The 25,590-nt window shown below is 40.4% G+C and carries 16 protein-coding genes and 7 pseudogenes; 11 read left to right on the top strand and 12 right to left on the bottom strand.

What is annotated here, in order from left to right:
* Nucleotides 1-75 precede the first annotated feature (75 nt).
* A pseudogene (locus ACSLFW_RS17060) lies at nt 76-1,344 on the top strand (aminotransferase class I/II-fold pyridoxal phosphate-dependent enzyme).
* A gap of 401 nt (nt 1,345-1,745) precedes the next feature.
* On the top strand, nt 1,746-2,207 hold the full coding sequence (locus ACSLFW_RS17055; protein WP_436556751.1) for a hypothetical protein: 462 nt from the start codon (nt 1,746-1,748) through the stop codon (nt 2,205-2,207).
* 95 nt (nt 2,208-2,302) lie between these two features.
* On the opposite strand, the pseudogene ACSLFW_RS17050 reads toward ACSLFW_RS17055, so the two are convergent.
* Together ACSLFW_RS17050 and ACSLFW_RS17045 are read right to left on the bottom strand one after the other, a co-directional pair.
* A pseudogene (locus tag ACSLFW_RS17050) lies at nt 2,303-3,420 on the bottom strand (GTP cyclohydrolase).
* Nucleotides 3,420-4,391, bottom strand: coding sequence for a transporter (locus ACSLFW_RS17045; protein ID WP_436556750.1), 972 nt, complete (start codon nt 4,389-4,391; stop codon nt 3,420-3,422). Before ACSLFW_RS17045 ends, ACSLFW_RS17050 begins: the two are co-directional and overlap by 1 nt.
* A gap of 264 nt (nt 4,392-4,655) precedes the next feature.
* Between ACSLFW_RS17045 and ACSLFW_RS17040 the strand changes: the two genes are divergently transcribed.
* The 4 genes and pseudogenes from ACSLFW_RS17040 (at nt 4,656) to ACSLFW_RS17025 (ending at nt 10,343) form a co-directional block, all read left to right on the top strand.
* A complete protein-coding gene (locus tag ACSLFW_RS17040; RefSeq protein WP_436556749.1) occupies nt 4,656-4,928 on the top strand; it encodes a DUF4834 family protein in 273 nt (90 codons plus the stop codon).
* 75 nt (nt 4,929-5,003) lie between these two features.
* On the top strand, nt 5,004-7,514 hold the full coding sequence (locus ACSLFW_RS17035; RefSeq protein WP_436556748.1) for a YfhO family protein: 2,511 nt from the start codon (nt 5,004-5,006) through the stop codon (nt 7,512-7,514).
* A gap of 39 nt (nt 7,515-7,553) precedes the next feature.
* A pseudogene (locus ACSLFW_RS17030) lies at nt 7,554-8,855 on the top strand (glycosyltransferase family 4 protein).
* Nucleotides 8,856-8,867: 12 nt separating this feature from the next.
* Nucleotides 8,868-10,343 (top strand): lipopolysaccharide biosynthesis protein, encoded by a 1,476-nt coding sequence (locus tag ACSLFW_RS17025; RefSeq protein ID WP_436556747.1) that lies wholly within the window; start codon nt 8,868-8,870, stop codon nt 10,341-10,343.
* Nucleotides 10,344-10,413: 70 nt separating this feature from the next.
* Here the strand turns inward: ACSLFW_RS17025 and ACSLFW_RS17020 are convergent, their stop codons facing one another.
* Nucleotides 10,414-11,052 (bottom strand): hypothetical protein, encoded by a 639-nt coding sequence (locus ACSLFW_RS17020; protein ID WP_436556746.1) that lies wholly within the window; start codon nt 11,050-11,052, stop codon nt 10,414-10,416.
* A 330-nt stretch (nt 11,053-11,382) separates the two neighbouring features.
* Nucleotides 11,383-14,165 (bottom strand): annotated as a pseudogene (gene uvrA / locus ACSLFW_RS17015) (excinuclease ABC subunit UvrA).
* Nucleotides 14,166-14,592: 427 nt separating this feature from the next.
* Between uvrA and ACSLFW_RS17010 the strand changes: the two are divergent.
* Both ACSLFW_RS17010 and ACSLFW_RS17005 read left to right on the top strand, forming a co-directional pair.
* Nucleotides 14,593-15,179, top strand: a pseudogene (locus ACSLFW_RS17010) (RNA polymerase sigma factor).
* Between the two features lie 49 nt (nt 15,180-15,228).
* Complete coding sequence (locus tag ACSLFW_RS17005; protein WP_436556745.1) at nt 15,229-15,372, top strand: hypothetical protein; 144 nt, start codon at nt 15,229-15,231, stop codon at nt 15,370-15,372.
* Between the two features lie 125 nt (nt 15,373-15,497).
* On the opposite strand, the gene ACSLFW_RS17000 is transcribed toward ACSLFW_RS17005, so the two are convergent.
* Nucleotides 15,498-16,175 carry an endonuclease III domain-containing protein gene (locus tag ACSLFW_RS17000; RefSeq protein ID WP_436556744.1) on the bottom strand — a complete coding sequence of 226 codons (678 nt, stop codon included), beginning with the start codon at nt 16,173-16,175 and terminating at the stop codon, nt 15,498-15,500.
* 258 nt (nt 16,176-16,433) lie between these two features.
* Between ACSLFW_RS17000 and bcp the strand changes: the two are divergent.
* Nucleotides 16,434-16,885 (top strand): annotated as a pseudogene (gene bcp / locus ACSLFW_RS16995) (thioredoxin-dependent thiol peroxidase).
* A 79-nt stretch (nt 16,886-16,964) separates the two neighbouring features.
* Here the strand turns inward: bcp and ACSLFW_RS16990 are convergent.
* Nucleotides 16,965-18,425 (bottom strand): annotated as a pseudogene (locus ACSLFW_RS16990) (TonB-dependent receptor).
* Between the two features lie 92 nt (nt 18,426-18,517).
* Here ACSLFW_RS16990 and ACSLFW_RS16985 point away from each other — a divergent pair.
* Both ACSLFW_RS16985 and ACSLFW_RS16980 read left to right on the top strand, forming a co-directional pair.
* Nucleotides 18,518-19,282 (top strand): MBL fold metallo-hydrolase, encoded by a 765-nt coding sequence (locus ACSLFW_RS16985; protein WP_436556743.1) that lies wholly within the window; start codon nt 18,518-18,520, stop codon nt 19,280-19,282.
* A 6-nt stretch (nt 19,283-19,288) separates the two neighbouring features.
* Nucleotides 19,289-19,774, top strand: a complete 486-nt coding sequence (locus tag ACSLFW_RS16980; RefSeq protein ID WP_436556742.1) for a hypothetical protein — start codon at nt 19,289-19,291, stop codon at nt 19,772-19,774.
* Nucleotides 19,775-19,781: 7 nt separating this feature from the next.
* On the opposite strand, the gene ACSLFW_RS16975 is transcribed toward ACSLFW_RS16980, so the two are convergent.
* From ACSLFW_RS16975 to ACSLFW_RS16950, 6 genes are all read right to left on the bottom strand, one after another.
* Complete coding sequence (locus ACSLFW_RS16975) at nt 19,782-20,426, bottom strand: alpha/beta hydrolase (RefSeq protein WP_436556741.1); 645 nt, start codon at nt 20,424-20,426, stop codon at nt 19,782-19,784.
* A 1-nt stretch (nt 20,427) separates the two neighbouring features.
* Nucleotides 20,428-20,676 carry a hypothetical protein gene (locus ACSLFW_RS16970; protein WP_436556740.1) on the bottom strand — a complete coding sequence of 83 codons (249 nt, stop codon included), beginning with the start codon at nt 20,674-20,676 and terminating at the stop codon, nt 20,428-20,430.
* A 90-nt stretch (nt 20,677-20,766) separates the two neighbouring features.
* Nucleotides 20,767-21,204 carry a T9SS type A sorting domain-containing protein gene (locus ACSLFW_RS16965; protein ID WP_436556739.1) on the bottom strand — a complete coding sequence of 146 codons (438 nt, stop codon included), beginning with the start codon at nt 21,202-21,204 and terminating at the stop codon, nt 20,767-20,769.
* Complete coding sequence (locus ACSLFW_RS16960; RefSeq protein ID WP_436556738.1) at nt 21,152-22,297, bottom strand: hypothetical protein; 1,146 nt, start codon at nt 22,295-22,297, stop codon at nt 21,152-21,154. The genes ACSLFW_RS16965 and ACSLFW_RS16960 overlap by 53 nt, the downstream gene beginning before the upstream one ends.
* 42 nt (nt 22,298-22,339) lie before the next feature.
* A complete protein-coding gene (locus ACSLFW_RS16955; protein ID WP_436556737.1) occupies nt 22,340-23,590 on the bottom strand; it encodes a dihydroorotase in 1,251 nt (416 codons plus the stop codon).
* Nucleotides 23,587-25,449, bottom strand: a complete 1,863-nt coding sequence (locus tag ACSLFW_RS16950) for a vWA domain-containing protein (protein WP_436556736.1) — start codon at nt 25,447-25,449, stop codon at nt 23,587-23,589. Before ACSLFW_RS16950 ends, ACSLFW_RS16955 begins: the two co-directional genes overlap by 4 nt.
* Between the last annotated feature and the right edge of the window lie 141 nt (nt 25,450-25,590).

Raw genomic sequence — 25,590 nt, 5'->3', positions numbered from 1 at the left:
ACCAAATAATTATTTTTAAATATTTATTTTTGCACCCGAAACGACAGGGCAAAATCTGTTATTACGACACAAATTATGGCAAAAGATTTATTCGAAAGAATCCAGAACAATAAAGGCCATTTGGGCAAATGGGCATCGCAGGCAGAAGGCTATTATGTTTTTCCTAAGCTTGAAGGCGATTTACTAACCAAGAATGACATTCCACGGAAAGGAAATCCTGAACTGGAGCATCAACGATTACCTCGGCCTGGCAAACCATCCTGAAGTGAGAAAAATAGATGCAGAAGCAGCGGCACAATATGGTGCGGCATATCCGATGGGCGCAAGGATGATGAGCGGACAAACCGATTATCACGTGCAATTGGAGAACGAGCTTGCGTCATTTGTAATGAAAGAAGCGGCTTACCTGCTCAATTTCGGTACCAGGGAATGGTTTCCATCATCGATGCTTTAGTGACCAAAAATGATATTATAGTTTACGACGTAGATTCGCATGCCTGCATTATCGACGGTGTGCGCCTTCACATGGGGAAACGTTTCACCTACAAGCACAATGACCTTGAAAGTATGGAGAAAAACCTGCAGCGCGCCACCAAAATGGCAGAAGAAACAGGCGGCGGGATTTTATTCATCACCGAAGGTGTTTTCGGAATGCGCGGACAACAAGGCAAACTGAAAGAAATCGTAGAATTCAAGAAAAAATACAACTTCCGTCTTTTAGTTGATGACGCGCACGGTTTCGGAACACTCGGAAAAACAGGTGCCGGAGCAGGCGAAGAGCAAGGTGTTCAGGATGAAATAGACGTTTACTTTTCGACTTTTGCAAAATCAATGGCGAATATCGGCGCATTTGTAGCGGCCGACAGAGACGTTATCGATTACCTCAAATATAATCTGCGTTCGCAAATGTTCGCAAAGGCATTACCGATGATCCAGACGATCGGTTCATTGAAACGTCTTGAAATGCTGCGCACGATGCCGGAATTGAAAGACAAATTGTGGGAAAACGTCAATGCATTGCAAAACGGTTTAAAAGGCCGCGGATTCAACATTGGTGATACGAATACCTGCGTGACGCCTGTTTATCTAGAAGGCAGCATTCCTGAAGCGATGATGCTTGTGAATGACTTGCGTGAAAACTACCATATTTTCTTGTCGATTGTAGTATATCCGGTGATTCCGAAAGGAATTATTCTACTGAGGATGATCCCGACTGCGAGTCATACGCTGACAGATATCAACGAAACTTTAGATGCTTTTGAAGCGGTAAGGGAAAAACTAACCAACGGTACTTATGCGAAATATGCCGCTGAAAGGACTGTTGACGTGAGTGATGAGAGATAATCAAATTTAAAATCAATATAATCGAACCGTTTCAGAAATGAAGCGGTTTTTTATTTCAGCATTTTGTCAGAATAATTTTAAAATCTGATTTGCAGAAAATTTTAAGAATTTTTACGGGATTCCCGTAATACAACGTATCGGTAAAAATTGTATTTTGCCTTCAGGGAAGGGCCAGTGCATCCCTACGAAAAAATAAACTTTGTCGGATACGGGATAGCCGTAAAAATTGTTAATTTTTTTTTAGTGATGTATTATAAATCTTTAACCAGCGCTTATTGATGATTTTTATTTTGAATCTTTAAGAAATAAGTTGCGTAAAGCTTAATGGATCTAAATTCCTTAATGGTTTTAAATTATACCTTAAAGTTTGTATATTTATAGTAATCGAAAAAATACAAACTATGAAAAAAGTAATCACCGGCGTTTTCGCACTCACTGCAATTATCGCCTGCAAAAAGGAAGAAACGATTCCGGCACCGACGCCTGACAAAGAAATGTCGATGGAAATTCCGACCTCACACGAATGTTACTTAGGCGTCCTGAAAAACGACAGCATCGAAATGCATCTGTCTGTAAAAGGCACTGAAGTAATCGACGGAAAACTCAGCTATAAATTCTACGAAAAAGATAAAAACGAAGGCACTTTCACCGGACAAATCAACGGTGATACGCTCTTCGCAGATTATACTTTTATGTCTGAAGGAAAATCATCCGTTCGTGAAGTCGCCTTTCTGAAAAAAGGAAATGACTATATCGAAGGTTACGGTGACGTAGAAGAAAAAGACGGAAAAACGGTTTTTAAAGACCGCAGGAAATTGTTTTTTGATGGAAAAACCGTTCTTTCGAAGTCTGATTGTAAATAAGAAGAAGAAGAAGACCGCTTCGCTGCAAGATATAAGACTCTAGGATTATCTTGCAGCGAAGCGGTCTTGACTCTTTCAGCGCAGTGGTCTTTGCTCTATAAATCCTTACGAAACGTCGCCCTTCTCCGATAAATAACCGGATCAAAGTGCTTCCACAATTGCTGGACCGCTAAATTATCTGCCAGTTCAGGCGTCCGGATGCAATTTTTTATCCCTTTCGCCTTAAAGGTTTCGTAATATTCATTGAAAATAATCGCGGTGACACCTTTGTTCTGGTATTCTTCGCAACGCCTATCAGATAAAATAAAGCAGTATCACTTTGTTTTTTGGCTTTCAGTAAATGCAGAAACCCAAAAGGGAATAATTTGCCCTTGCTTTTCTGCAATGCTTCGGCAAAATCAGGCATTACGATACTAAAGGCAACCAATTTACCATCTTTATCTTCTACAAACTTGATGTATTCCGGATTGATGAAACTGATGTATTTCTTCTTAAAATAAGCTTTCTGGGTTTCGTTTATGGCAACAAATGAAGATAATCTCGCATAAGTGTCATTGAACAAATCAAACATCTTGTCAACATGCGGCATGATGTCTGCCGTTTTTGTAAAGTTGATCGGTTTGAGTCCGTAACGCTTTTTAATCAGGTCGTTCACTTTCAGGAAAAACTCAGGCTTTACGTTTTCAAACGGGAATTTACTTTCGATATATTCCTTTTCCATCAAATAGCCCAATTGCTGCAGGTGCGTTTTGTAATACGGAAAATTATACCACGTAATCATCGAACCGATGTCTTCATAACCTTCGGTAACGACACCCACTTTATCCAGATTTGAAAATCCCATCGGGCCTTCGACATATTCCAAGTGATTGGCGCGGCCGATTTCATAGACTTTTTCGAGCAGTGCTTTCGTCACTTCGATGTCGTCGATAACATCCCACCAGCCAAAACGCACTTTCTTTTTCTGCTGTTTGTTGACTTCGTCCCAATTGATGATGACTGCAATCCGACCGGCAGGTTTTTCGTCTTTGTAAGCGAGGAAAAAACGGGCTTCGGCGGTTTCAAATGCCGGATTTTTGGTTTTGTCAAACCCTTCGAGTTCTTCGCTGATGATGGGCGGCACCCAATTTGGTTCGTTTTTATATAAAGCAAAAGGAAATTTCACGAATTCGGAAAGTTCCTTTTTGCTGCTGACTTCTTTAATCGTGATCATTATTTTGTTGTTGGCCCGGTTGGTGCTTCTACCTCGTCTTTGCGTTTTTTCTTTTTCTTCTTGTCTTTTTTGTCTTTGTCCTTGTCCTTGTCATCTTTACCACTGCGAATTAAAATCGGCTTGTAATTCTTATCAAATCGCCACGAAATACCGACGCCGCCATAAAATATTGATGGCGTGTCTTTCATATTGAACGACAGCGAACCATCAATCTGGAAGTTTTCGCGAAGCAAATAAGCCGCGCCGCCGCGAAGTACGGTATCCGCATAATAATCGCTTTTATAGCCTTGTGCTTCGACAAATGCCGACCATTTTTCGTTGATGCCTTTGGTGACGGTCAAAATCACTCCGTAACTCGGGAAGTCTGATGTAACCTTATCCGCGATGATATTGGTTACGACAACATAACCGCCATTGAATTGGTTTTGCGTGATCAACATCAATTTCGGACTAATATTCGGATCGGAATCAAACGTATAAGGATTGCTGAAATTCAGGTTAACACCAGCATAAACGCCAACCGCCGGAAGAAATTGCCTCCAGCTGAATTTATGAGCAGCCTTCCAACTGTAGACATTTTTCTTTTCAACATAATTTTTAAATGGGTCATAAATCAAATATTTCCCGCCAAGCGTCATTTGTCTGAAACCGTTTCTTCTTTCAGAACCCAAAGCTCTGGTGTAGGAATCTGTCTGGTACTGCGAATTAAGGCTGAGCTCAAGCTGTTCGTAGAAAAGTCCCCATCTCAAATCGAATTCAGCGCCGATTCCGTTAGATTTCGTGCCTAAAAGGTTGTGTTTTTCAGTAATGCCGTAAACGCCGGTTTCAAGTTGCAAAACGCTTTTCCCAACCGAGAAAGCCGATTGCGATTCGCCCGGGCGGTTAGAATTGATTTCATCGGTATATTGCGCAGAAGCTGCAGTTCCTGCAAGCATTGCAAATGCGAAAATTGAATATTTTATTAAGGACATATTGTTCGTTTTTTTGATAGTTTCACAGCATCCCAAATGTACTATAAATTTGTTTAAAGTTTAATATTGGAGATTTTAAAGTTAACTGCAAGGAAAAAGAAAGAAAGTTTAGAATTCTCGTTTTTTGAAGATTTTTTTCCGCAATCAGTATCAACCCTGAACCTTACACCCAAAACCCTGAACCCAATTAATTTATTATTTATTTAAGACCGATAATTTATTTTTGAACGGCGGATTTGTTAATTTTGACAAATTTTATTTATCATGCAGGAGGCGAATTTTGAAGGGCTTTTAAAAGCCATATTTTATATCATCGTTTTCATTTACGTTTTTAAATTCCTCGCGCGCCTGCTTTTGCCGGTTGTTGTAAAAAAAGTCGTGCAAAAGGCAGAGCAGAGTTTTCACCAGCAATACGGTGGATTTCAGCAGCAAACGCAATATGCCCAGGACGAAATCATCGTCGATACCGCAAAATCTTCAAAACCACGTGAAACCAAAAAAGTCGGCGAATACGTGGATTATGAAGAAATTGAGTAAGTTTGCATAGTTCAGTTTACAGTTTATCATTTTTGTTTCTTAACCTGAACGCTGAATTTTAAACTTACACCGGAAATGAAGATTCTCAACAGGTTCTATCCCCATTTTTTGGCCATTATTGGCTTTGTTCTAATCGCCATCATTTATTTTTACCCGGTACTTCAGGGCAAGCAGTTATTTCAATCGGATATTGCACAGTATGCCGGAATGGCAAAAGAGCAGAACGATTTCCGTGCTGCTGAAAAGACAGAACCGTTCTGGACGAATGCTGCTTTCGGCGGAATGCCGACTTACCAATTGGGTGCCAAATATCCCAACGACTGGATTGGCCATTTAGATGATTTATTGCGTTTCTTACCACGTCCGGCAGATTATCTGTTCTTATATTTCCTTGGATTTTACGCGTTATTATTGGTTTTGAAAGCTGATCCGCTGAAGGCATTTTTCGGCGCACTTGCTTTCGGATTTTCCACTTATATGATTATAATTCTTGGCGTCGGGCATAATGCAAAAGCACACGCCATCGCTTACATGCCGCTGGTCATCGCCGGATTTATAATGGTTTTCAGGAAGAAGTATGTTCTGGGTGGAATTGTCATGATGCTCGCGACTGCACTTGAAATCAATGCGAACCACTTCCAGATGACCTATTATATGCTGATTTTGCTTTTGGCATTGTCGGTTTATTTCATCTGGACATTCATAAAAGAGAAAGATTTCAAAGGACTCGCGAAAGTCATAGGCGTTTTTGCCGTTACAGGAATTCTGGCTTTGGGCGCGAATGCTGCCAATCTGATGGCTACTTCAGAATACACGAACTTCAGTATGCGCGGCAAAAGCGAATTGTCATTCAATGCCGACGGTTCTAAAAATACCGAAAATTCGTCGATGTCGCACGATTACATCACCCAATACAGCTACGGGATTGCAGAAAGTTTAGACCTGATTGCACCCAGATTGTTTGGCGGATCTAACGAGCCGTTAGACAAAGATTCGAAAGTCGTAAAATTTCTCCAGACACAACAGGTAGCCGAAAACCAATACATTTCCGAAGAGCAGGCCATTGAATATGCCAAAGCCGGATTGCCGACCTATTGGGGTGATCAGCCGAGTGTTGCGGCGCCTGCTTATATTGGCGCGATTGTATTTTTCCTTGCTGTACTTGCTTTATTCAATGATAAGAGAAAAATCAAATGGGCATTTTTGGCCGGTGCGATTGTCTCATTGCTGCTTTCTTTTGGGAAGAATTTATCGTGGCTGACTGATTTCTTCATCGATTATGTGCCATTGTATGATAAATTCCGCGCCGTTTCTTCAATTCAGGTGATTTTGGAATTGTGCCTTCCGGTATTGGCGATTATGGGATTAACCGGTTTTTTCAAAGCAGATAAAGATGAACAATGGCATGCATTGAAAAAATCCGCCATCACCTGCCTCGGGTTAATCGTTGCCTTATTCCTTTTCAAAGGCTTATTCACTTTCGAAGGAATCAACGACGGCGCTCTTGCCAAACAAATGGATCCGGCTTTCCTGACAGCTTTGATTGAAGACAGAAAAGCGATGTATACCGCCGATTTATTGCGTTCCGGATTTTTAATTCTGATTGCAGCATTGCTTTTATGGCTGCACACGAAAAACAAATTATCGCAGACATTTGCCGTCGCATTGGTAGGCGTATTGATGGTTGGCGATTTGGTGCTGATCGATAAAAATTATGTCAACGCAAAAGAAAAATCAGATACGAATCCGATTGGTTTTGTAAGCAAAAGAGAAATGACAGAGCCGTTCACGCCTAACGAAGCCGACCTCGAAATAATGAAAGACACCAGCGTTTACCGCGTTTATGAATTTGCCGGAAGATTGCAGGCGCGCACTTCGTACTTCCATAAATCTGTCGGTGGCTACAGTGCGGTGAGGCCAAGACGATATGACCAGCTTTTTGATTATCAGGTAGACAGGAAATTGGCAGACATAGGAAAATCAATCGATCCACAGACGCTGAAGTTAACGCAAAACGTCAATGTGCTCGACATGCTCAACATCAAATACCTGATTTTGCAGGTTGGGGAAGGGCAGAGCGTTTCGATTACAAATTCGTTCATTAATGGCAATGCGTGGTTTGTGAAAAAAATCGAAACTGTTAAATCTGCTGATGAAGAAATGAAGGCATTGGACTATCTGGACACGAAAAATGCAGCGGTCATCAATACCGCAGATGTGAAACCGGGCATTGCACAAACTTTCACAACCGATAGCCTTGCAACAATCAAACTCCAGGTTTACAAACCGAATTATATCAAATACACCAGCAATAACAACAATCCGGGATTGGCCGTTTTCTCAGAAGTCTATTATCCAAATGGCTGGAATGTGTATGTTGATGGAAAAGAAAGCAACCATTTCCGTGTTGATTATGTACTTCGTGGCATGACTTTACCTGCCGGGAAACACACGGTAGAATTCAAATTTGAGCCTTCCATCGTAAAAACCGGCGGAACAATCGCACTCATCAGCTCAATTGGAATGATTTTACTGATTGGCGGCGGCGTTTATTTCGAAAACAAGAAGAAAAGTCAGAATGTTTAAAGTTTGCCTTTTGTGCCGGAATTCAAAAATCCTGAAACTTTGAGCGAAAACCAAACGAAAAAGGTCCTTATCATTACTTACTACTGGCCGCCAGCCGGTGGTCCAGGGAGTACAGCGTTGGCTGAAATTCGTAAAATATTTGCCGGATTTCGGAATCCAGCCGACAGTTTATATTCCTGAAAATCCAACGTATCCGATTGTTGATGAAGACCTGATGTCTGAGGTTTCAGCTAAAGCGATCATCCTCAAAAATAAAATCGTTGAGCCTTATGGATTTGCTTCATTATTTTCAAAAAACAAAACGAAAAAAATCAGTTCCGGAATCATTCCGAACAAAAAGAAGCAATCAATTTTAGAGAAAATGCTACTTTGGGTAAGAGGTAATGTTTTTATTCCTGATGCCAGGGTGCTGTGGGTTAAACCTTCTGTAAAGTTTCTGTCAGAATACATAAGCCAAAATAATATCGATACGATTATCACCTCCGACCACCACATAGTTTACATCTGATTGGTCTGGAATTAAAATCAAAATTCAATCTCAAATGGATTGCAGATTTCCGTGATCCATGGACGACAATTGGTTATCATAAATCGCTTAAGTTATCTTCTTACGCAGCAAAAAAACATAAAATACTTGAGAAAAAAGTCTTGCAATCGGCAGACACCATTTTGGTAACAAGCGACACTACGAAAACTGAATTTTCTGCTTTAACGACAAAGCCAATCGAAGTGATTACGAATGGTTACGATGTAGAAAAAATCGAAAAACAGCCGCTGGATGAAAAATTTACCCTGGCGCACATCGGCTCTTTTTTATCAGAAAGAAATCCGCAGATTTTATGGGAAGTTTTACAGGAGTTAACAAATGTAAACAGCGATTTTGCTGCCGATTTTGAGCTCAAATTAATTGGTGCAGTAAGTGTTGAAATACTCGAAAATATTGCAAAATATAATTTGAGTAAATTTGTAAATAATTTAGGTTATGTTTCTCATTCAGAGGCAGTTGTTCATCAGCGAAAATCGCAAATTTTATTGCTGATTGAAATCAATTCCGAAGACACCAAAAGCATCATTCCGGGAAAGCTTTTTGAGTATATGGTTTCGGAAAGGCCTATCATCGGAATTGGCCCTGAAGGCTCAGATTTTAAATCAATCCTTACAACGACCAACACCGGAATTTTCATCAAATACGATGAGAAAGCAAAGTTAAAAGAGACAATTTTGTCTTATTATGATTTGTATAAAACCAATGAATTGAAAGTCCATGCAGTCGGTTTGCAGCAATATTCAAGAAGGAAATTAACGGAGCAACTCGCTTCATTATTAAACGCGCAAAATTAACTACAACGCAGCATGGGAATCGTCATCAAACAATCGGCCAAAAATACTGTCGTGACCTATTTCGGGTTTGGCATCGGTGCGATTAATGCCCTGTTTTTATACACGACTTTTCTCGGAAAAGAGTATTACGGAATTGTCGGATTCCTGCTTTCTGCCGCCAATATACTGATGCCTTTTATGGCTTTCGGCGCGCACAATACGATGATCCGGTTCTTTTCGCGTTGTAAATCTGAAGAAGAACGCGAGAAATTCATGAGTTTTATGTTGCTTATGCCAATCATTCTGATTGTACCGTTAACGTTGTTGATTTATTTTTTTTACGATTCGATTGTTGCTGAAGTTGTTGCGCAAAATCCGTCGGTCGGTTCGTTTTTATGGCTGATTCCGGTTGTCGGAATCTGTATGGCTTATTTTGAGATTTTTTATGCCTGGGTGAAAGTCCATATGAAATCAGTTTTCGGCAATTTCATCAGCGAAGTACTTGTACGTGTCATCGTAATGTTGCTGCTTATCGCGTTGCATTTTGATTATATCGGAAAAGACGATTTCATTTATTGTCTTTCCGGTGCTTATGCGCTGCAATTCCTTGCGATGAATGTATATGCAGTTTATGTGAAAATGCCGAAGCTGAGTTTTGCAATCCCGCACAATATAAAAGAACTTGCGGGTTATTCTCTTTTTATAATCCTTTCGGGGAGCATCGCCAATTTGCTGATCGATTTCGATAAAGTGGTCATTCCGGCGTATAAGGCCATAACCGAAAATGCGGTTTATTCGGTTGCGATTTTTATGGCGACTGTGATTGCGGTGCCAAGCCGTGCGATGCTGCAGATCATTTATCCGATTACGGCAAAACTGATGAGCGAAGGTAAAATGGAGGAACTGTCTGAATTGTATAAAAAAAGCGCGATTACGCTGCAAGTTATCGGTGGCCTCATCATGCTTGGGATTTTCCTCAATATTGATGAGATGTACAAGATTATTCCGGGCAATTATGCATCAGGAACGATGGTCGTTTTCATCATCGGGCTTTCGAGATTTTATGATGTGATTGTTGGGAATAATAACGCCATAATCCTCAATACCAAATATTATAAAACCGTGATGTTTTTTGGCGTTATGACCGTAATTGTGATGCTTGGGTTGCTGAAGCTTTTGATTCCGCCTTACGGAATTATCGGTGCAGCCTGGGCGACGCTGATCACAATGGTTATCTACAACACGGTGAAATTATTGTTTGTGATGAAAAAGCTGAATATGAGTCCGTTTTCTGTAAATACACTAAAATCTTTCGCAATCATTACAGCGGTATTTTTAGGTTTTTATTTCTGGGAATTTCCTTTTCACCCTATAATCAATATCACCTTAAAATCCTTTTTAATCAGTTTGATTTACATCGGGATCAACTACAAGCTCGTCATATCATCCGACATCAATAATCTTATTGACAAGACTTTTTCAATGCTGAAGCATTTCAAAAAAGCATAAAAAAATCCCGGCGGAACCACCCGCCGGGACAACAAAACAAACCTAACCATTATTAACCAACCAACTATCGTTATTCTTCTTTTGCAGAAGATGTATTTTTTTCAGCTTTGGCTTTTGAGCCGTCTTTTCTATAGTAATAATAATCACTGTCGTTTTGGGCAGGTGATGTATAGTCATCATTGTAATAATCATTATTATAACCGCTGTTGTTGTAATAAGTGTTATAACTTCTGCCATTTACAGTTCCTGAATAACCGGTGATTTCACCTCTTCTGTTGTACAAAATCTTCAATCCGCCCACTTGTGACAGCGCATATCGGTTGTAGCTCATGTACACAGAACCGATTCTTTTTATACGGTCGTAAGCATCATAATTGATAAAAACGTTTCCAATTCTTCTCACACGACCCTCACTGTCGTGCTCGATACGGATTCCGGCATTTGAATTCGCCGGTGCGCCGTAAGTCTGGTTCACACCATGTCTCTGACCGCGGTGGTAATCTTCTCCGGCAGACGGCACCGTGTTAAAATCAAACTGTCCGTCAGCGAAGACATAAAACTCAATTCCTCTTTCTCTGAACGAAATCGGCTGCGCATCAAAAATGCTTGTGCCGGTTCTGAATTCGCCAGAAACATTGATTATCTCTGACGCATTTGCTGCCTGGAAACCAAAGAGGATAGCAGCGGCTAAAAAGGTAATTTTTTTCATAATCAATAAAAATTAAGTTTGCCTACTCTTTCGCTTTTCGGCTTCCGCGGCCTTTAAATTTTAAAGTTATTAAGCTAATTTCAATTTGCGTGCCAAAGTTTAGCATGCAGTTTCTTTTGTAATGAAAAGGCTTGAAAAGGCTTATAAACATTGAAGTTTTACAGGCTTCTTTAATTGAATCTTAAGATAAAGAATCAAAAAAGGCCAAAAAACGCCAAATTTGGCGTCAACAACGTCAAATTTGGCGTTTTTTTAGAGGATTATACAAAGAAAAGAGCCGGGATGTGATACAATCCCGGCTCATCGCTCTTTTTTCGAATGCTTTTCGCGCTATAGCTTTTCTTTTAAATATTTTCCGGTAACGGAAGCTTTGTTTTTCAGGATGTCTTCCGGAGTTCCCATAGCAAGGATATGCCCGCCGTTTTCGCCACCTTCCGTGCAGGTCGATCACCCAGTCGGCACATTTGATCAAATCGAGGTTGTGCTCAATTACGATAATCGAATGTCCTTTGTCAATCAGCGCGTCAAAAGAAGCCAGCAATTTGTTAATATCGTGAAAATGCAAACCAGTTGTCGGCTCGTCAAAAACGAAAAGCGCTTTTTCCTTAGTCGCGCCTTTTACCAGGAATGAAGCCAGTTTGATACGCTGCGCCTCACCGCCTGAAAGGGTAGAAGAGGACTGCCCTAATTGCACATATCCCAAACCAACATCCTGCAAGGGCTGCAATTTCTGCCCGATTTTGGTCTGCTTTGTTTTCGCGAAAAAGTCAACGGCATCGTCAATCGTCATCGTTAAGATGTCGTCGATATTTTTGCCTTCAAAATAAACTTCAAGGATTTCTTTCTTGAAACGCTTTCCGTTGCAGGTGTCGCATGGCAATTGCACGTCGGCCATAAAGACCATTTCTACGTTAATGGAACCTTCGCCTTTGCAGGTTTCGCAGCGGCCGCCGTCAACGTTGAAAGAAAAATGCTTCGGTTGGTAACCGCGGATTTTCGATAATTTTTCTTTCGCGAATAAATCACGGATATCGTCGTAAGCTTTAATATACGTCACCGGATTCGAACGCGAGCTTCTCCCAATCGGATTCTGGTCTACATATTCAATATGATGAATTTTATGGTAATGGCCGCGCATTTCAGTGAATTGCCCTGCTTTTTCACCAACGCCGTCTATCTGCTTTTGCATCGCCGGAAAGAGGATTTTCTTCACTAACGTACTTTTCCCGCTTCCCGAAACGCCTGTAATCACGGTTAAAACTTCCAAAGGAAATCTCACATCAACATTCTGCAGGTTGTTTTCGCGCGCGCCTAAAATTTCGATGTAAGTGCCCCATTTTCTTCTCGTTCTCGGAACTTTAATTTCCAATTCGCCATTCAAATATTTCGCAGTTAATGAAGATGAATTCAAAATTTGTTGATAATCGCCTTGCGCAACAAGTTTTCCGCCATGCGTTCCTGCTTCAGCCGATGTCAATGATCATATCGGCGGCTTTCATGATGTCTTCGTCGTGTTCGACGACAATCACTGTGTTGCCCAAATCACGAAGTGAAATCAAAACTTTTATCAATCGTTCTGTGTCTTTTGGGTGCAAACCAATACTTGGTTCATCGAGAATATACATCGAACCAACAAGGCTGCTTCCTAATGAAGTCGCGAGATTGATTCTTTGCGATTCACCTCCAGAAAGTGTTGCCGAATTTCGATTCAAAGTCAGGTAATCCAATCCAACTTCTGAAAGGAAACCCAATCGGTTATTGATTTCGGTCAAAAGGCGTTTCGCTACTTTCAAATCAAATTCTGACAATTGAATTCCTTTGAAGAATTGCACTAGATTCTTAATCGGCATACCGACCAAATCGGAAATTGTTTTGCCGTCAACTTTCACATAAGAAGCTTCCGGAACGCAATCTTTTTCCTTTACAGGCGTAGCATTTCGTTTTTCCGCGGTAGCGCGACAACATCACGCGATTCTGGATTTTATAATTTTTTTCTTCCAATTCCCTGAAAAAATCATGCAATCCGGTGAAATGTTTGTTGCCCTTCCATAAAATATCTTTCTGCGTTTCCGACAATTGGTAATATGGTTTGTGAATTGGGAAATCGAATAAATAAGCGGTATTCACCAACTGGTCTTTGTACCAGCTCATGCTTTCGCCGCGCCAGGCGTAAACGGCATTTTCGAATATTGATAAAGCGGTATTTGGAACTACCAATTCTTCATCAATTCCGATTACATTGCCGTAACCTTCGCAAACCGGGCAGGCGCCATACGGATTATTGAAGCTGAACAAATGCACATTCGGTTCTAAGAACGTAATGTCATCCAATTCGAAATTGTTGCTGTACGTAAATCGCTTTTCAGTATTAACTTCCTGCAAATAACAAGTGCCTTTTCCTTCAAAAAAAGCGGTTTGGATTGCATCTGAAAGCCGGTTGTAGAATTCTTCTTCTTCTTTGACGACAATCCTGTCAATGATTAGGAAGATTTCTTTTTACCGAGTTTCTGGCCTTTTAATTCATCAAGGCGTAAGGTTTCGCCATCGACAAAAATCCTCGCGAAACCCTGCTGTAAAAGGACGCCGAGTTTTTCTTCGATTGTTCTGTCTTTCTCTTTATGAACCGGCGCGAGCAGTAACCATTTGCTGTCGATTTCGAATGTTTTTACATCATTGATTATGTCGGAAACTGTATCTTTCTTCACCTCACGGCCTGAAACCGGAGAAAAGGTTTTCCCGATTCTGGCGAAAAGCAGTTTCATGTAATCGTAAATTTCTGTCGAAGTTCCAACGGTTGAACGCGCATTCGTCGTGTTGACTTTCTGCTCAATCGCAATCGCAGGCGCTATTCCCTTAATATATTCTACTTTAGGTTTGTCGAGACGGCCGAGGAACTGGCGTGCGTATGAAGACAGGCTTTCTACATATCTTCTTTGTCCTTCGGCATATAAAGTATCAAATGCGAGACTCGATTTTCCGGAGCCTGAAAGTCCGGTAATCACTACGAGTTTGTTACGCGGAATGGCAACGTCAAGATTTTTTAAATTGTGAACCTGAGCGCCTTTTATGATGATGTTTTTCTTCGGTTCTAATGTCGTAATATCAATTTGCATAGCAACAAAATGGTTTTTTGCAAAGGTAATGATTTCGGTGGTGACAACATAGGTTTATAAATCCCAAAAAAATAAATAGCAAATTACAAATAGATTCCAATACACAAATACCAAATGCATTGGTTTTAAAAATTGAAATTTGGTTATTATTTGGATTTTATGATTTGAGATTTGGAACTTTTCCTCATAATCTGAATCTGATAAATTACAGATTTTTCTGTAAAAGCCCATTTTTAGTGAGAAATGAAAGCAATTCACGCTATTATTGTGTTATAACTGTTAAAATTTGCATTTATATTTGGAAATGAAAAATCTATTATGTTATATTTGGGTAATATTTAAACTTTAATTAACAGAAGCCTATACAATAAAACTACTTTTTAGGGAATAATCCCATCATTCAATCAAAACACTAAAAGGTAATTTTATGGCTAATGTTCAAATCCCAGACGCTTTATTGGTAAAAAGCTATGTTGCCGGAGACGAAAACGCTTTGGCTACATTAATCAACAGGCACCAATCGAAAATTTACGGTTTTATTTATTCTAAAGTAAATGACCGCGACACTTCAGACGATATTTTCCACGGACACTTTCATTAAGGTCATTAAAACGCTGAAATCTCATTCCTATAATGAGGAAGGTAAATTCCTGCCATGGGTAATGCGAATTGCGCACAACCTGATCGTGGATCATTTCCGCAGGAACAAAAAAATGCCGATGTTTCGCGAAACGGAAGAATTTTCAATCTTCTCGATCATGTCAGACAATGTGCCGAACGTCGAAGCAAAATTAGTCGCCGCTCAAGTCGAAAATGATTTGCAGAAATTAATCCTCGAACTTCCTGAAGACCAGCGCGAAGTGCTCATGATGCGCATCTATCACGGACCTGAGTTTCAAGGAAATTTCAGAACAGACGGGCGTTAGCATCAATACCGCCTTAGGCAGAATGCGTTACGCGCTGATGAACCTTAGAAAAATTATAGAAAAGCATCAAATTATTTTAACTAATTGATACTATTTTGTAAATTGCTACGTTGTAATATGAAACAAACAAATACAATATGGCAAAAATTTACTCTAAGAAAACATTAGCAACTCCGAAAATGCAACCTAAAAAAGAAACGGTTTCCTTTTTGTTAAATTACTCAAAAGCGTTAAGCTTCTTAAAAGTGGGTAAGACTAAGATTGAGAATATTGCTAATTAAGAAAAATCCTGCTAATTGTTTAGCAGGATTTTTTTTGAATTATTGGCACCTCGACTGCGCTCGGTGTGACAAAAAGCTAAGGCAGCCATCTGTCACACCGAGCGCAGTCGAGGTGCGTTTTATCCTTAAAATTTCCTTGAGATTTTATTTTCCTGCTTTTTATAATATTCTTCCAGAACTTCCTTCCGGCCGATTTCTTTGGTGATGATATCTTTCTCCAAATCCCAGCCGCGTGCCGGTGAATATTCACGACCGTACCAGATGATCTGTAAATGCAACTCATTCCATAAATTTTCAGGAAAAATACTTTTTGCATCTTTTTCTGTCTGCACTACATTTTTGCCATCAGACAAATTCCAGCGGTACATCAACCGGTGGATGTGTGTATCAACCGGAAACGCCGGAACACCAAACGCCTGCGACATCACAACACTCGCCGTTTTATGCCCGACCGCCGGAAGCGATTCCAAAGCCTCGAAACTCTGGGGGACTTTCCCGTCGTATTTTTCAATCAAAATTTCCGAAAGACCATGAATGCCTTTTGATTTCATTGGAGAAAGGCCGCACGGACGGATAATTTCCTTGATTTCGTCAACAGACATTTTCACCATATCGTACGGATTATCCGCTTTTGCGAACAGTATCGGCGTAATCTGATTGACACGCACATCGGTACATTGCGCAGAAAGCAAAACCGCAATCAGCAAAGTATAAGGATCTTTATGGTCAAGCGGAATCGGAATCGTCGGGTAAATTTCTTTTAAAGTCCGGATAACAAACGCTGCACGTTCTTTTTTGGTCATTTTTTTTTGTAAATTTAGAAGGTAAAAGTACGCTAATTTTTTCGATGTGCCTTTTCCGGCTGATGCTGCAATTCCTCAGTCCGAAAGTTGTTTTTACAAGCAATCTCACAGCTTCCGTTGGTCGCTGCGACATCGCAGTAAAAACTAACTTGCGGCCTTCCGGGATTTCCGCGAACATCCGGGGCATTTACAATGAATCAGAACTTTTACGACGATATTTCAAAATAAAATTAAACGGAAATAACTTTCAGAATCCAAATGACAACACTAAAAAAAGACGACAAAGCCCCGACTTTTCAGGAACCGACCAGGACGGGAAATCCCATCAATTAACAGATTATAAAGGAAAAAAACTCGTAGTTTTCTTCTATCCAAAAGCCGATACACCCGGTTGCACCGCAGAAGCCTGTGATTTGCGCGACAATTTTGAAAGATTTCAAGCAAACAACTATGAGCTTTTAGGCGTAAGTGCCGATTCCGCGAAAGCGCAAACCAAATTTAAAGACAAATATAAATTCCCATTTCCTTTATTAGCCGACGAAGACAAATCTATAATCGAAGCTTTCGGCGTCTGGGGACCAAAAAAATTCATGGGCAGCGAATATGAAGGCATCAACCGAACAACATTCGTCATTGATGAAGATGGCATTATTGATGAAGTGATTTCTGATGTAAAAACGAAGGCGCATGCGGCGCAGATTTTGAAGTAGATAAAAGAATCAAGAGCCAAGAATCAAGAGTTCGGATTGCGCTGAATTCTTGATTCTTGACTCTTGATTCTATTTTCTTCTACTTCGTTTCTTCCAATACTTTATTCGGGTCAAACCCAAACAGATGGTGTTCTTTTATAAGCTCAGCAATTCCGCTTGGCAGCATTTCTTCCCAACCGGATTTTCCATTATTAATCATTTTGAGTACTTCGCGTGAGAAAATTTCAAGTGTATGTGGATCAAAATCGTCAATATCAACTACTTTTCCGTTGAATTTGAAGAATTTGTATAGCTCTTTCATTCTCGGATGTACTTTCAGGTTTTCTGAAGTAATAATTTCGCCTTCTTCGCCAATCATTGGATACAACAGCACTTTCAGGTCGCGGTAGAATAATTTTCCAAACGCCTCAAGAATCCCACCACTCAGGTGACGGTAGTATTTTTCATCGAAAATATCAACGAGGTTGTTGACGCCCATCGCCAATCCCATACGGGCTTTGGTGTAGTTTGAGAAATATTCAACGACTTTATAATATTCCTGGAAATTCGAAATCATTACGGTTTGTCCCAAAGAACACAGCAATTCCGCGCGATCCATAAAATCGCGTTCATCAATTTCACCGTCAGAACGCAGGTTAGAAAGCGTGATTTCAAAAACGACAAGTGTATTCTCTTTTTCGACGCGGCTTTCTTCGAGGAACATCTTATAGGATTTCTCATACATATCGATGTTCACTTTCGTCACCGGACGGAAACTTCCTCTTAATGCAAGGATATTTTTCTTATACAAAATCGCTGCCGGTAATACGTTGTGTCCATCCTGGCCGAACATCACCGCGTCTGTCATGCCGTTTTTCACAAGCTGTAAGCTCATCAAACGGTTATCGACATTAGCAAAACGCTAACCGGAGAAATTAATAGTGTCAATTTCAAGCTGGTCTTTGTCTAAGTGATCGTATAAATACCGAAGTAATTTTTTCGGATCGTTGTATTTGTAATAAGCGCCGTAAATCAGGTTCACACCTAAAATCCCAAGTGTTTCCTGTTGTAAACGTGCGTCAGTTTCTTTGAATCGGATGTGGATGATGATTTCGTTATAATCTTCATCAGGCTCAATCTGGTAGCGGATTCCAACCCAACCGTGGCCTTTGAATTGCTTCGCGAAATCAATCGTAGCAACGGTATTGGCATAACTGAAGAACATTTTTGTCGGATGTTTTTCGCGGCTCAGACGCTTTTCGATAAGGCTCACTTCATGCGAAAGCATTTTTTTCAGACGACTTTCAGTCACATAACGGCCATCTTCCTCAACCCCGTAAATAGCGTCACTAAAATCTTTATCGTAAGCAGACATTGCTTTTGCGATTGTTCCCGAACCGCCGCCACTTCTGAAGAAATGCCTCACCGTTTCCTGTCCGGCACCGATTTCGGCAAAAGTCCCGTAAATATTGTCGTTCAGGTTAATGCGAAGTGCCTTGTCCTTGATTGAAGGAATTTGCTCAATGACTTTATCGCCTTTTAATTTTATTTCAATATCCATTTTATAAAAATCGCTATTTTACATTACAAAGTTAACAAAATAGGGCTTTCACGAAAGATAAATATCTTATTTTTGTAAAAAAATTAACGGCGTTGAAAGTCTATTTTTTGGGTACAGGAACTTCACAGGGCATTCCGGTTATCGGAAGCGATCATCCTGTATGTAAAAGTAACGACAGCAAAGACAAAAGATTGCGTGTTTCGGTTTGGATTCACGATGAAAATTTCTCGATTGTAGTTGACTGTGGCACCGATTTTCGCCAGCAAATGCTCACTTGTGGTTGTACGAAAATCGATGCGCTTTTGTTTACGCACGAACATGCCGACCATACTGCGGGACTCGATGATATAAGGCCTTATAATTTCAGGCAGGGCGCAATGCCGGTTTATGCGCATGAACGTGTCATTGCCAATTTATCGCGCCGTTTTGAATATATTTTTGAGACTGAAAACCGGTATCCGGGCGCGCCGTCGGTAAAAACAATCGAAGTTATAAATAATAAGTCTTTTGAAATCAGCGGAAAGACGATTATCCCGATTAACATCTTTCACGGAAAATTGCAGGTTTTCGGTTACCGGATTGACGATTTTGCTTATTTAACAGATGTGAAAACCATTGCGCCGGAAGAAATTGAAAAACTCAAAGGCGTAAAAGTGCTGATTGTCAATGCACTCCGCATTGAGCCGCATGATACGCATTTCAATCTTACCGAAGCACTTGATTTTGTTGCGTTGATCCAACCTGAAAGAACTTATCTGACGCATATCAGCCACACTTTCGGGTTTCACGAAGACATCCAGAAAACCTTGCCGCCAAATGTATTTTTGGCTTATGATAATTTAGAAATCACCATTTAAACCAACATGAAAAAATCTATTTTACTTTATTTGTTCATCCTTGCGCTGCTTTTTAATGTGTTCACTTATATGTATTACAGCAAAAAAGCTGATTTTGACCAGGCAGAAGCAGACAAAGGTTATAAACATTTAAGAGACAGCCTTACTTTGGTAACTTCAAAATTGAATGATGCCAATTATTTTTCGCTTGAAACCAATGATAATGCACAGGAATATTTTGAAAAAGACAATCTGGATTACCTGAAATTGATGCCGCAGATTAAAGATGCGCTGCTTTCTTACAATGATGACCCGAAAGGCAATAAATATGTCGGATTTGATAAATTAGGCGAGCAGAAATTCATCATCAATAAAATCAAAATCCTCAACCATCGCTGGATCATAGCCGATTTTAACGATGGGAAGATCTGGGGAGAAGTCCTCATCAAATACTTTGTAAATACCGACGGGACTTTCGATTTTGAAACCGTTCAGACTTTGCTTTACCAATAAGATGAACCTATTTTTTGTTCAGCCAATCTCTTAAATCGAAGAAATTCTGAGGTGAAACGCCGTGTCCAATCGGGTATTCTTTATAGACGTTTTCGATGCTGAGATCATCAAGGAAAGGCTTCGATTTCCTGTCCCAATCTACCGGAACGACCTGATCGGCAGTGCCATGAGAAATAAAGAATTTCAAATTTGAAAAATCGTTTTTCTCATAATTTTCTGCAAGGATTTCCGTATTGAGATAACCGCTCATTGCCGCAACTCTATTGACTTTCTGCGGATATGACAATGCAACAGCATAACTTAAAATACTGCCCTGACTAAATCCAATCAAGGTTACGTTTTCAGCTTCAATCGGATATTTCGCAATGATCTCGTCTATAAAAGAAGCAATCAGATCACGTGAAGTTCGTGCCTGATCATGGTCGGAAAATTTGTTTTCGTCAGCATCAAAATTAATGGCATACCAGGCATAACTCCCGAATTGCAGATCATAAGGCGCACGGACGGAAATCACGTAATATTCCGCCGGCAATTCATTCGCGAATGAGAATAAATCTTCTTCATTGCTGCCATAACCGTGCAGTAAAAGCAACAATGGGTTTGCCTCAGATTTTATTTTTGGCGCTCTTACGAGGTAATGTAAATCTTGCATATTATAAATTTTTGAACCATTTCTGAAATAAATTGCCAACAATCGGCAGTGGTTTTGTGCTTCCATGCGCCGCATTAAAAATGCCGAAAATCATCAATACTGAGATGAAAATCCACATCGGCGCGGCAATCATAATGCTTTCAAAATTGGCGATGATAACGCCTAGCGAAATAAAAGTAATTGTGAGTCCCAATCCCTGACGAATATGAAAAGATGCGTACGGATTTTTGTCTTCGCTGTTGATTGACAAAGCGATTAGAACGCCAACGATTAAAATATAGCTCGAAATTGCAGCCGTTTTTCCCTTATCGATTGTTTGTTCTGTCCCATTGATTTTAAATTATTCTTTGATGATTTTTTGTGTAAATGTTTCGTTTTGAGAAATTACTTTGACAATGTAAATTCCTGAAGACAGATTTTGCATGTTGATTAAAGTAGAATCACTGTCAATCAATGTTTTGCCTGCCAAATCTGTAATCGTTGTTTTTTCCGGAATTCGTCCTGAAGTCAATTGAATTTGAAGCAAATCTTTCACCGGATTTGGAGACAAATTCATGGTAACCCGATTTATTTCCGAAACTGAAAGTTCCGGTTGTAACTTCACAACCCAGAGATCATAGCCGCCGTGAAGTTCGGAAATATCGCCGTTGGTAGAATTGCTATCACCTGCCATTACAATACCTCCATCCACTGCAAAAGTCAAACTCCTGCCTTCGTCTGAAAGATTACCGCCGATTTTTTTCTGCCATTGCAATACGCCTGAAGCATCTGTTTTCATGATCCAGAAATCTTGTAATTGATATGTGTCCGGTAACATCTCCGTTTGTTGAACCTGACTGCCCGAATGCGACAAAGCCATTGTCAGGAGTTTGCTTCACGTCTGCAATGACTTCAACAGCTGTGCCTCCATAGGCTTTTTGCCATTCGATTGTTCCTTGCGCATCCGTTTTAACAATCCAGTAATCATAACTGCCGCCGTGGTTTCCGGTCACATCGCCATCGGCAGAATTGCTCGCAATCGCAGCTACAAATCCGCCGTCACTGGTTTGCCTGACATGCACCATATCTTCGATTGCGCTGCCGCCATACGTTTTTTGCCATTCTAAATCTCCCAAATTGTTGAGTTTGATAAGCCAGGCATCGTAATTTCCGTGATTAAGGGTGATATTCCCGTTCGTAGAATTGGTTTGGCCGCCAATAACATATCCGCCATCAGCAGTCTGCAGCACGCATCTCGCATGATCCGATCCTGTTCCGCCATAGATTTTTTGCCATTCGATTGTGCCGGCCGGACTCAGTTTTACAATCCAAAAGTTTGTATTGTTGATGGTATTGCCAACGACATCGCCATTTATCGATGACGAATAGGCTGAAAAAATATAACCGCCGTCAGTTGTCTGGATAATTTGCTCTGTATTTTCGTAATCCGAACCGCCGAAAGCCCGACTCCATTCGATATTACCAAGGCTGTCAAGTTTCAAAACCCAGCAATCTTCGGTGCCGTGCGCTCCGACAACATCGATGTTGTTTGACGAAGTTTGCCCCGCAACAATATAACCGCCATCGTTGGTTTGCATGATGCTTCGCGCGATATCTGTCGACGTGCCGCCATAATTTTTCTGCCATTCCAAAGTGCCCGTTGCCGAAATTTTTACAACCCAGAACTCTACTCCGCCATTATTTCCCGAGACATCACCATTATTTGAAGAAGTATAGCCCGCCATGATAAATCCGTTATCGCTGGTCAGCTGAACTGCAGTCGCAGCATCGCCGGCGGTACCGCCTAAAGCTTTCTGCCATTCGATTGCGGGCGCCTGAGCGGTGCAGTAAAGTGTCAGGAATAGAAAAAAGAGCGGTAGTTTTTTTATCATGACTTCAGCTTAATTTGTTTATAAACAATAGTTTACAGCAATTTAAGCAATTAGTTGGTTATTTGCGAAAATTCCGTAAACTTTCCCTTTAAGCTCAGTTACGAGAAAAGCTGAGTTTTTAGATTTTGAAAGGATGTTCTCTTTTGTGAAAGTCGATTTTCCTTCTGGATTGAAGAAAGTCAGATTTGCAACAACGCCTTCAGCGATTCCTTCAGATTTTATGTTGAATATCGCTTTCGCGGAAGTCAGTTTTTTAATGATAATTTCTGTAGAAAGTACCGTCGATAAACCTCCGAAAGCACTTTCAAGTCCGATTGTGCCGTTTTTCGCCAAATCGAATTCCATTTTTTTGTGCTCGATGTCGATTGGATTATGGTCGGATGTAATGCAGTCGATAATGTCATTATTAACAGCTTTAATGAGTGCTTTCCTGTCAGATTCGCTTCTCAATGGCGGACTTACTTTAAATCTCGTATCAAAGCCGTCGAGTTTTTCATCATTCAAAACCAGATTATGCACTGCGGCGCTGCAAGTAACCTTAAGACCTTTGGCTTTTGCAGCTTTAATCAACTCAACTGATTTGGCCGTAGAAATGGTCGGAATGTGTAATTTTCCTCCTGTGTATTCCAGTAAAAATAAATTTCGTGCGATATGCAATTCTTCGGCAAGTGCCGGAATTCCTTTCAATCCTAATTTTGTAGAAACAATACCTTCGTTAGCAACGCCGTTTCCTTTAATATTGGCATCCTGAGAAAATGCGATTACGAGTCCGTCGAAATCCTGTGTATATTGTAAAGCTATTTTTAGCAAATTGGCATTTTCCAGACTTCTTCCGTAATCACTGAAAGCGACTGCACCGGCATTTTTCATATCGAATAATTCTGCCAGATCTTTTCCTTCGCTGTTTTTCGTCAAAGCGCCGATCGGATAAAGCTGCGTCGCGAATCCGTTCGCTTTTGAAAGCACGAAATTCACCTGCGATTGATTGTCAATTACCGGATCAGAATTCGGTTGTAAGGCAACTGCTGTAAATCCGCTTTTCGCAGCGACGTTGAGTCCATTGGCAATGGTTTCACGATCCTCAAAACCCGGTTCTCCGAAAGAAACGCTGCTGTCGAACCAACCTTCGGAAACATGAAGATTGTCGCGTTTCAATTCGTCAAATTCCGATGGATTCTGAAGTTTTTTGCCGATTTTTTTAATGATGCCATTCTCAATCAGCAAATCAACAACCTGATCGTGGAATGCACTTTTTGGGTCGATAATTTTAGCTTCTCTGATGATTAGATTCATTTTACAAATTTTTGTATGAACAGTTCGGTAACTAAAAATAAAAGCGTCAGCAGCACGAACCATTTCCAGATTTCATTGTTGGTGCGGTCTGTCTGTAAAGTGTCAAAAACAGTTTCGATATTGCTGATTGTCTTGAAATCAGACAGCATATCTTCATTGGCAGGCGTGATATTGCCTTCGGTTCGGTTGTAATTAAAGCTGATATTCCGCAGCAACTCATCTTGTTTGAATATCCCGTAATTGCCGGCTTCCTGTGGATAATCATTAAAAGTCAGCTTTACTTTATTGTTCAGGATCTGTTGCACCGGAATGAATTTTTCACCTGAAGCGGCATTGCTTTTCACTTCCACAATTTCGTCTTTTGAAAGATTTGCATCTAACAAAAATGGCTGGTTTTCACCAATCGTAATGGCTGTAACTCCGGTTTTCTGCGCCACTTGCGCCATATTATAAAACGTTGGGACAATCAGCGGCGAATTCTGGAAATTAGAATTTGATTTATTGATTGGCGCTGCGAAAACATATACTGAAGAGACACTTCCCGGCAATGACGTCAGGAAGGCACTTTGATCTTCATAACCCAAAATCGTCGGATTGACGCTGCTAACCGGAAAAGAAACTTTCGTATCCGGAAACTGGAAATTGTCGATTTTCTTTTCAAAAACAGAGCTGTACAACGGGTGGTCAAAAGCAATTTTCGTGATAAGTTTATCAGCGGTGACCGGATTCGCAAATTTGATATTTCCGAAATTGGCAAGGAAAGTATTCATCGTTGCAACCGAAGCTTCTGATGACGGAATTACGATTAAATTCCCGCCTTTTTCTACGAAAGATTTCAATGTCGTTTGCAATGCCTGCGGGATATCTTTTACTTCATTCAACACAATTGCATCCTGTTTTTCAAGCAGGTTGTAATCAAGGCTTGCCAACGGGAAGTTACCGTAATTGAATTCTGTTTCCGTGTAAATTTTCGACAGGAATTCGCTCTTTTCAACATCGCCAATACTTACAACATTCAGTTTCTCGGGTTTTGAAATATTGAAATACAAAGTGTTGTCGTAAGAAATCCCATTGTCTTCTACAGCAACATACCCGTTGAAGTCGGCTTTCGGAATTGTAAAATTCATCACTTTCGAAGCTGCATCAAATTTGATCTGTGTTTTCGCAACGAGCTTGTTGTTATTGTATAAGGCGATTGGCGATTCGTCAGAATCTTCGCCATAAGCGGTCAATTTCACACCGATTTCATAAAAATTATCAAGCGTCTGAGCAATGAAAACGCTGTCAACGGCAACATTGTTTTTCTGCTCTGCTTTCGGAACGATGAAATAAGTGTTGAAGTCTTTGTCAATGCTTTTGAGTTGTTTTTGCTCCAATCCGACGGCATCAGTAATCACCACAATGTCTTTATTGAAAGGCGATTTGCGTGATTTTACCTTCGCCATCAGGCTTTCCAGATTGAATGGTGTTGCGCTGTATTTCAAATTCTGCAGTTCTTTCTGGATTGATTTTATATCGGTATTCCAGAAAGTTTCAGAATTCGTCAACAGCGAAAATTGCTGGTTTTCAGGCGTATGTTCGAGTAAATCTTCTATGGCGCGCCTGAGCAATTCGCCTTTCTGGCCTTTCGCCTGCATGCTGAAGGAATTATCGAGCAAAATATACATTTCGTTGGTCACATTATTGCTGTCTTTCGCCTGAAAAAAAGGTTGTGTAAAAGCAATAATCATGGCCGCAAGCAAAAGCAGTCGCGTGGTGAGTAACAACCATTTTTTGAGTTTGGAGCTTTTGCGGGTTTGTATCGAAAGTTCTTTGAGGAAGCTTACATTCGTGAAATATTCTTTCTTAAACCTGCGCAACTGGAACAGATGTAACCAGAATTGGAATGATGAGCAGAAAGAGAAAGTAAAGAATTTCCGGATGTTTGAACTGCATTCTGATTTTTAGTTTACTTCGTGAACCTGTTGCAGTAGTGGCTCATGAATTGTTTGCCAAAAATA

The organism is Flavobacterium sp. 3HN19-14, assembly GCF_051373205.1.
Lineage (GTDB): Bacteria > Bacteroidota > Bacteroidia > Flavobacteriales > Flavobacteriaceae > Flavobacterium.
Note: the sequence above shows the minus strand (reverse complement) of the source record. Positions and strands in the feature narration are given on the sequence as shown.

What these genes read in the sequence shown, in the direction of transcription:
- ACSLFW_RS17055 (WP_436556751.1), top strand. Translation starts at nt 1,746, where the DNA reads ATGAAAAAAGTAATCACCGGCGTTTTCGCACTCACTGCAATTATCGCC.
- ACSLFW_RS17045 (WP_436556750.1), bottom strand. Translation starts at nt 4,391, where the DNA reads ATGTCCTTAATAAAATATTCAATTTTCGCATTTGCAATGCTTGCAGGA.
- ACSLFW_RS17040 (WP_436556749.1), top strand. Translation starts at nt 4,656, where the DNA reads ATGCAGGAGGCGAATTTTGAAGGGCTTTTAAAAGCCATATTTTATATC.
- ACSLFW_RS17035 (WP_436556748.1), top strand. Translation starts at nt 5,004, where the DNA reads ATGAAGATTCTCAACAGGTTCTATCCCCATTTTTTGGCCATTATTGGC.
- ACSLFW_RS17025 (WP_436556747.1), top strand. Translation starts at nt 8,868, where the DNA reads ATGGGAATCGTCATCAAACAATCGGCCAAAAATACTGTCGTGACCTAT.
- ACSLFW_RS17020 (WP_436556746.1), bottom strand. Translation starts at nt 11,052, where the DNA reads ATGAAAAAAATTACCTTTTTAGCCGCTGCTATCCTCTTTGGTTTCCAG.
- ACSLFW_RS17005 (WP_436556745.1), top strand. Translation starts at nt 15,229, where the DNA reads ATGGCAAAAATTTACTCTAAGAAAACATTAGCAACTCCGAAAATGCAA.
- ACSLFW_RS17000 (WP_436556744.1), bottom strand. Translation starts at nt 16,175, where the DNA reads ATGACCAAAAAAGAACGTGCAGCGTTTGTTATCCGGACTTTAAAAGAA.
- ACSLFW_RS16980 (WP_436556742.1), top strand. Translation starts at nt 19,289, where the DNA reads ATGAAAAAATCTATTTTACTTTATTTGTTCATCCTTGCGCTGCTTTTT.
- ACSLFW_RS16975 (WP_436556741.1), bottom strand. Translation starts at nt 20,426, where the DNA reads ATGCAAGATTTACATTACCTCGTAAGAGCGCCAAAAATAAAATCTGAG.
- ACSLFW_RS16965 (WP_436556739.1), bottom strand. Translation starts at nt 21,204, where the DNA reads ATGAAAACAGATGCTTCAGGCGTATTGCAATGGCAGAAAAAAATCGGC.
- ACSLFW_RS16960 (WP_436556738.1), bottom strand. Translation starts at nt 22,297, where the DNA reads ATGATAAAAAAACTACCGCTCTTTTTTCTATTCCTGACACTTTACTGC.
- ACSLFW_RS16955 (WP_436556737.1), bottom strand. Translation starts at nt 23,590, where the DNA reads ATGAATCTAATCATCAGAGAAGCTAAAATTATCGACCCAAAAAGTGCA.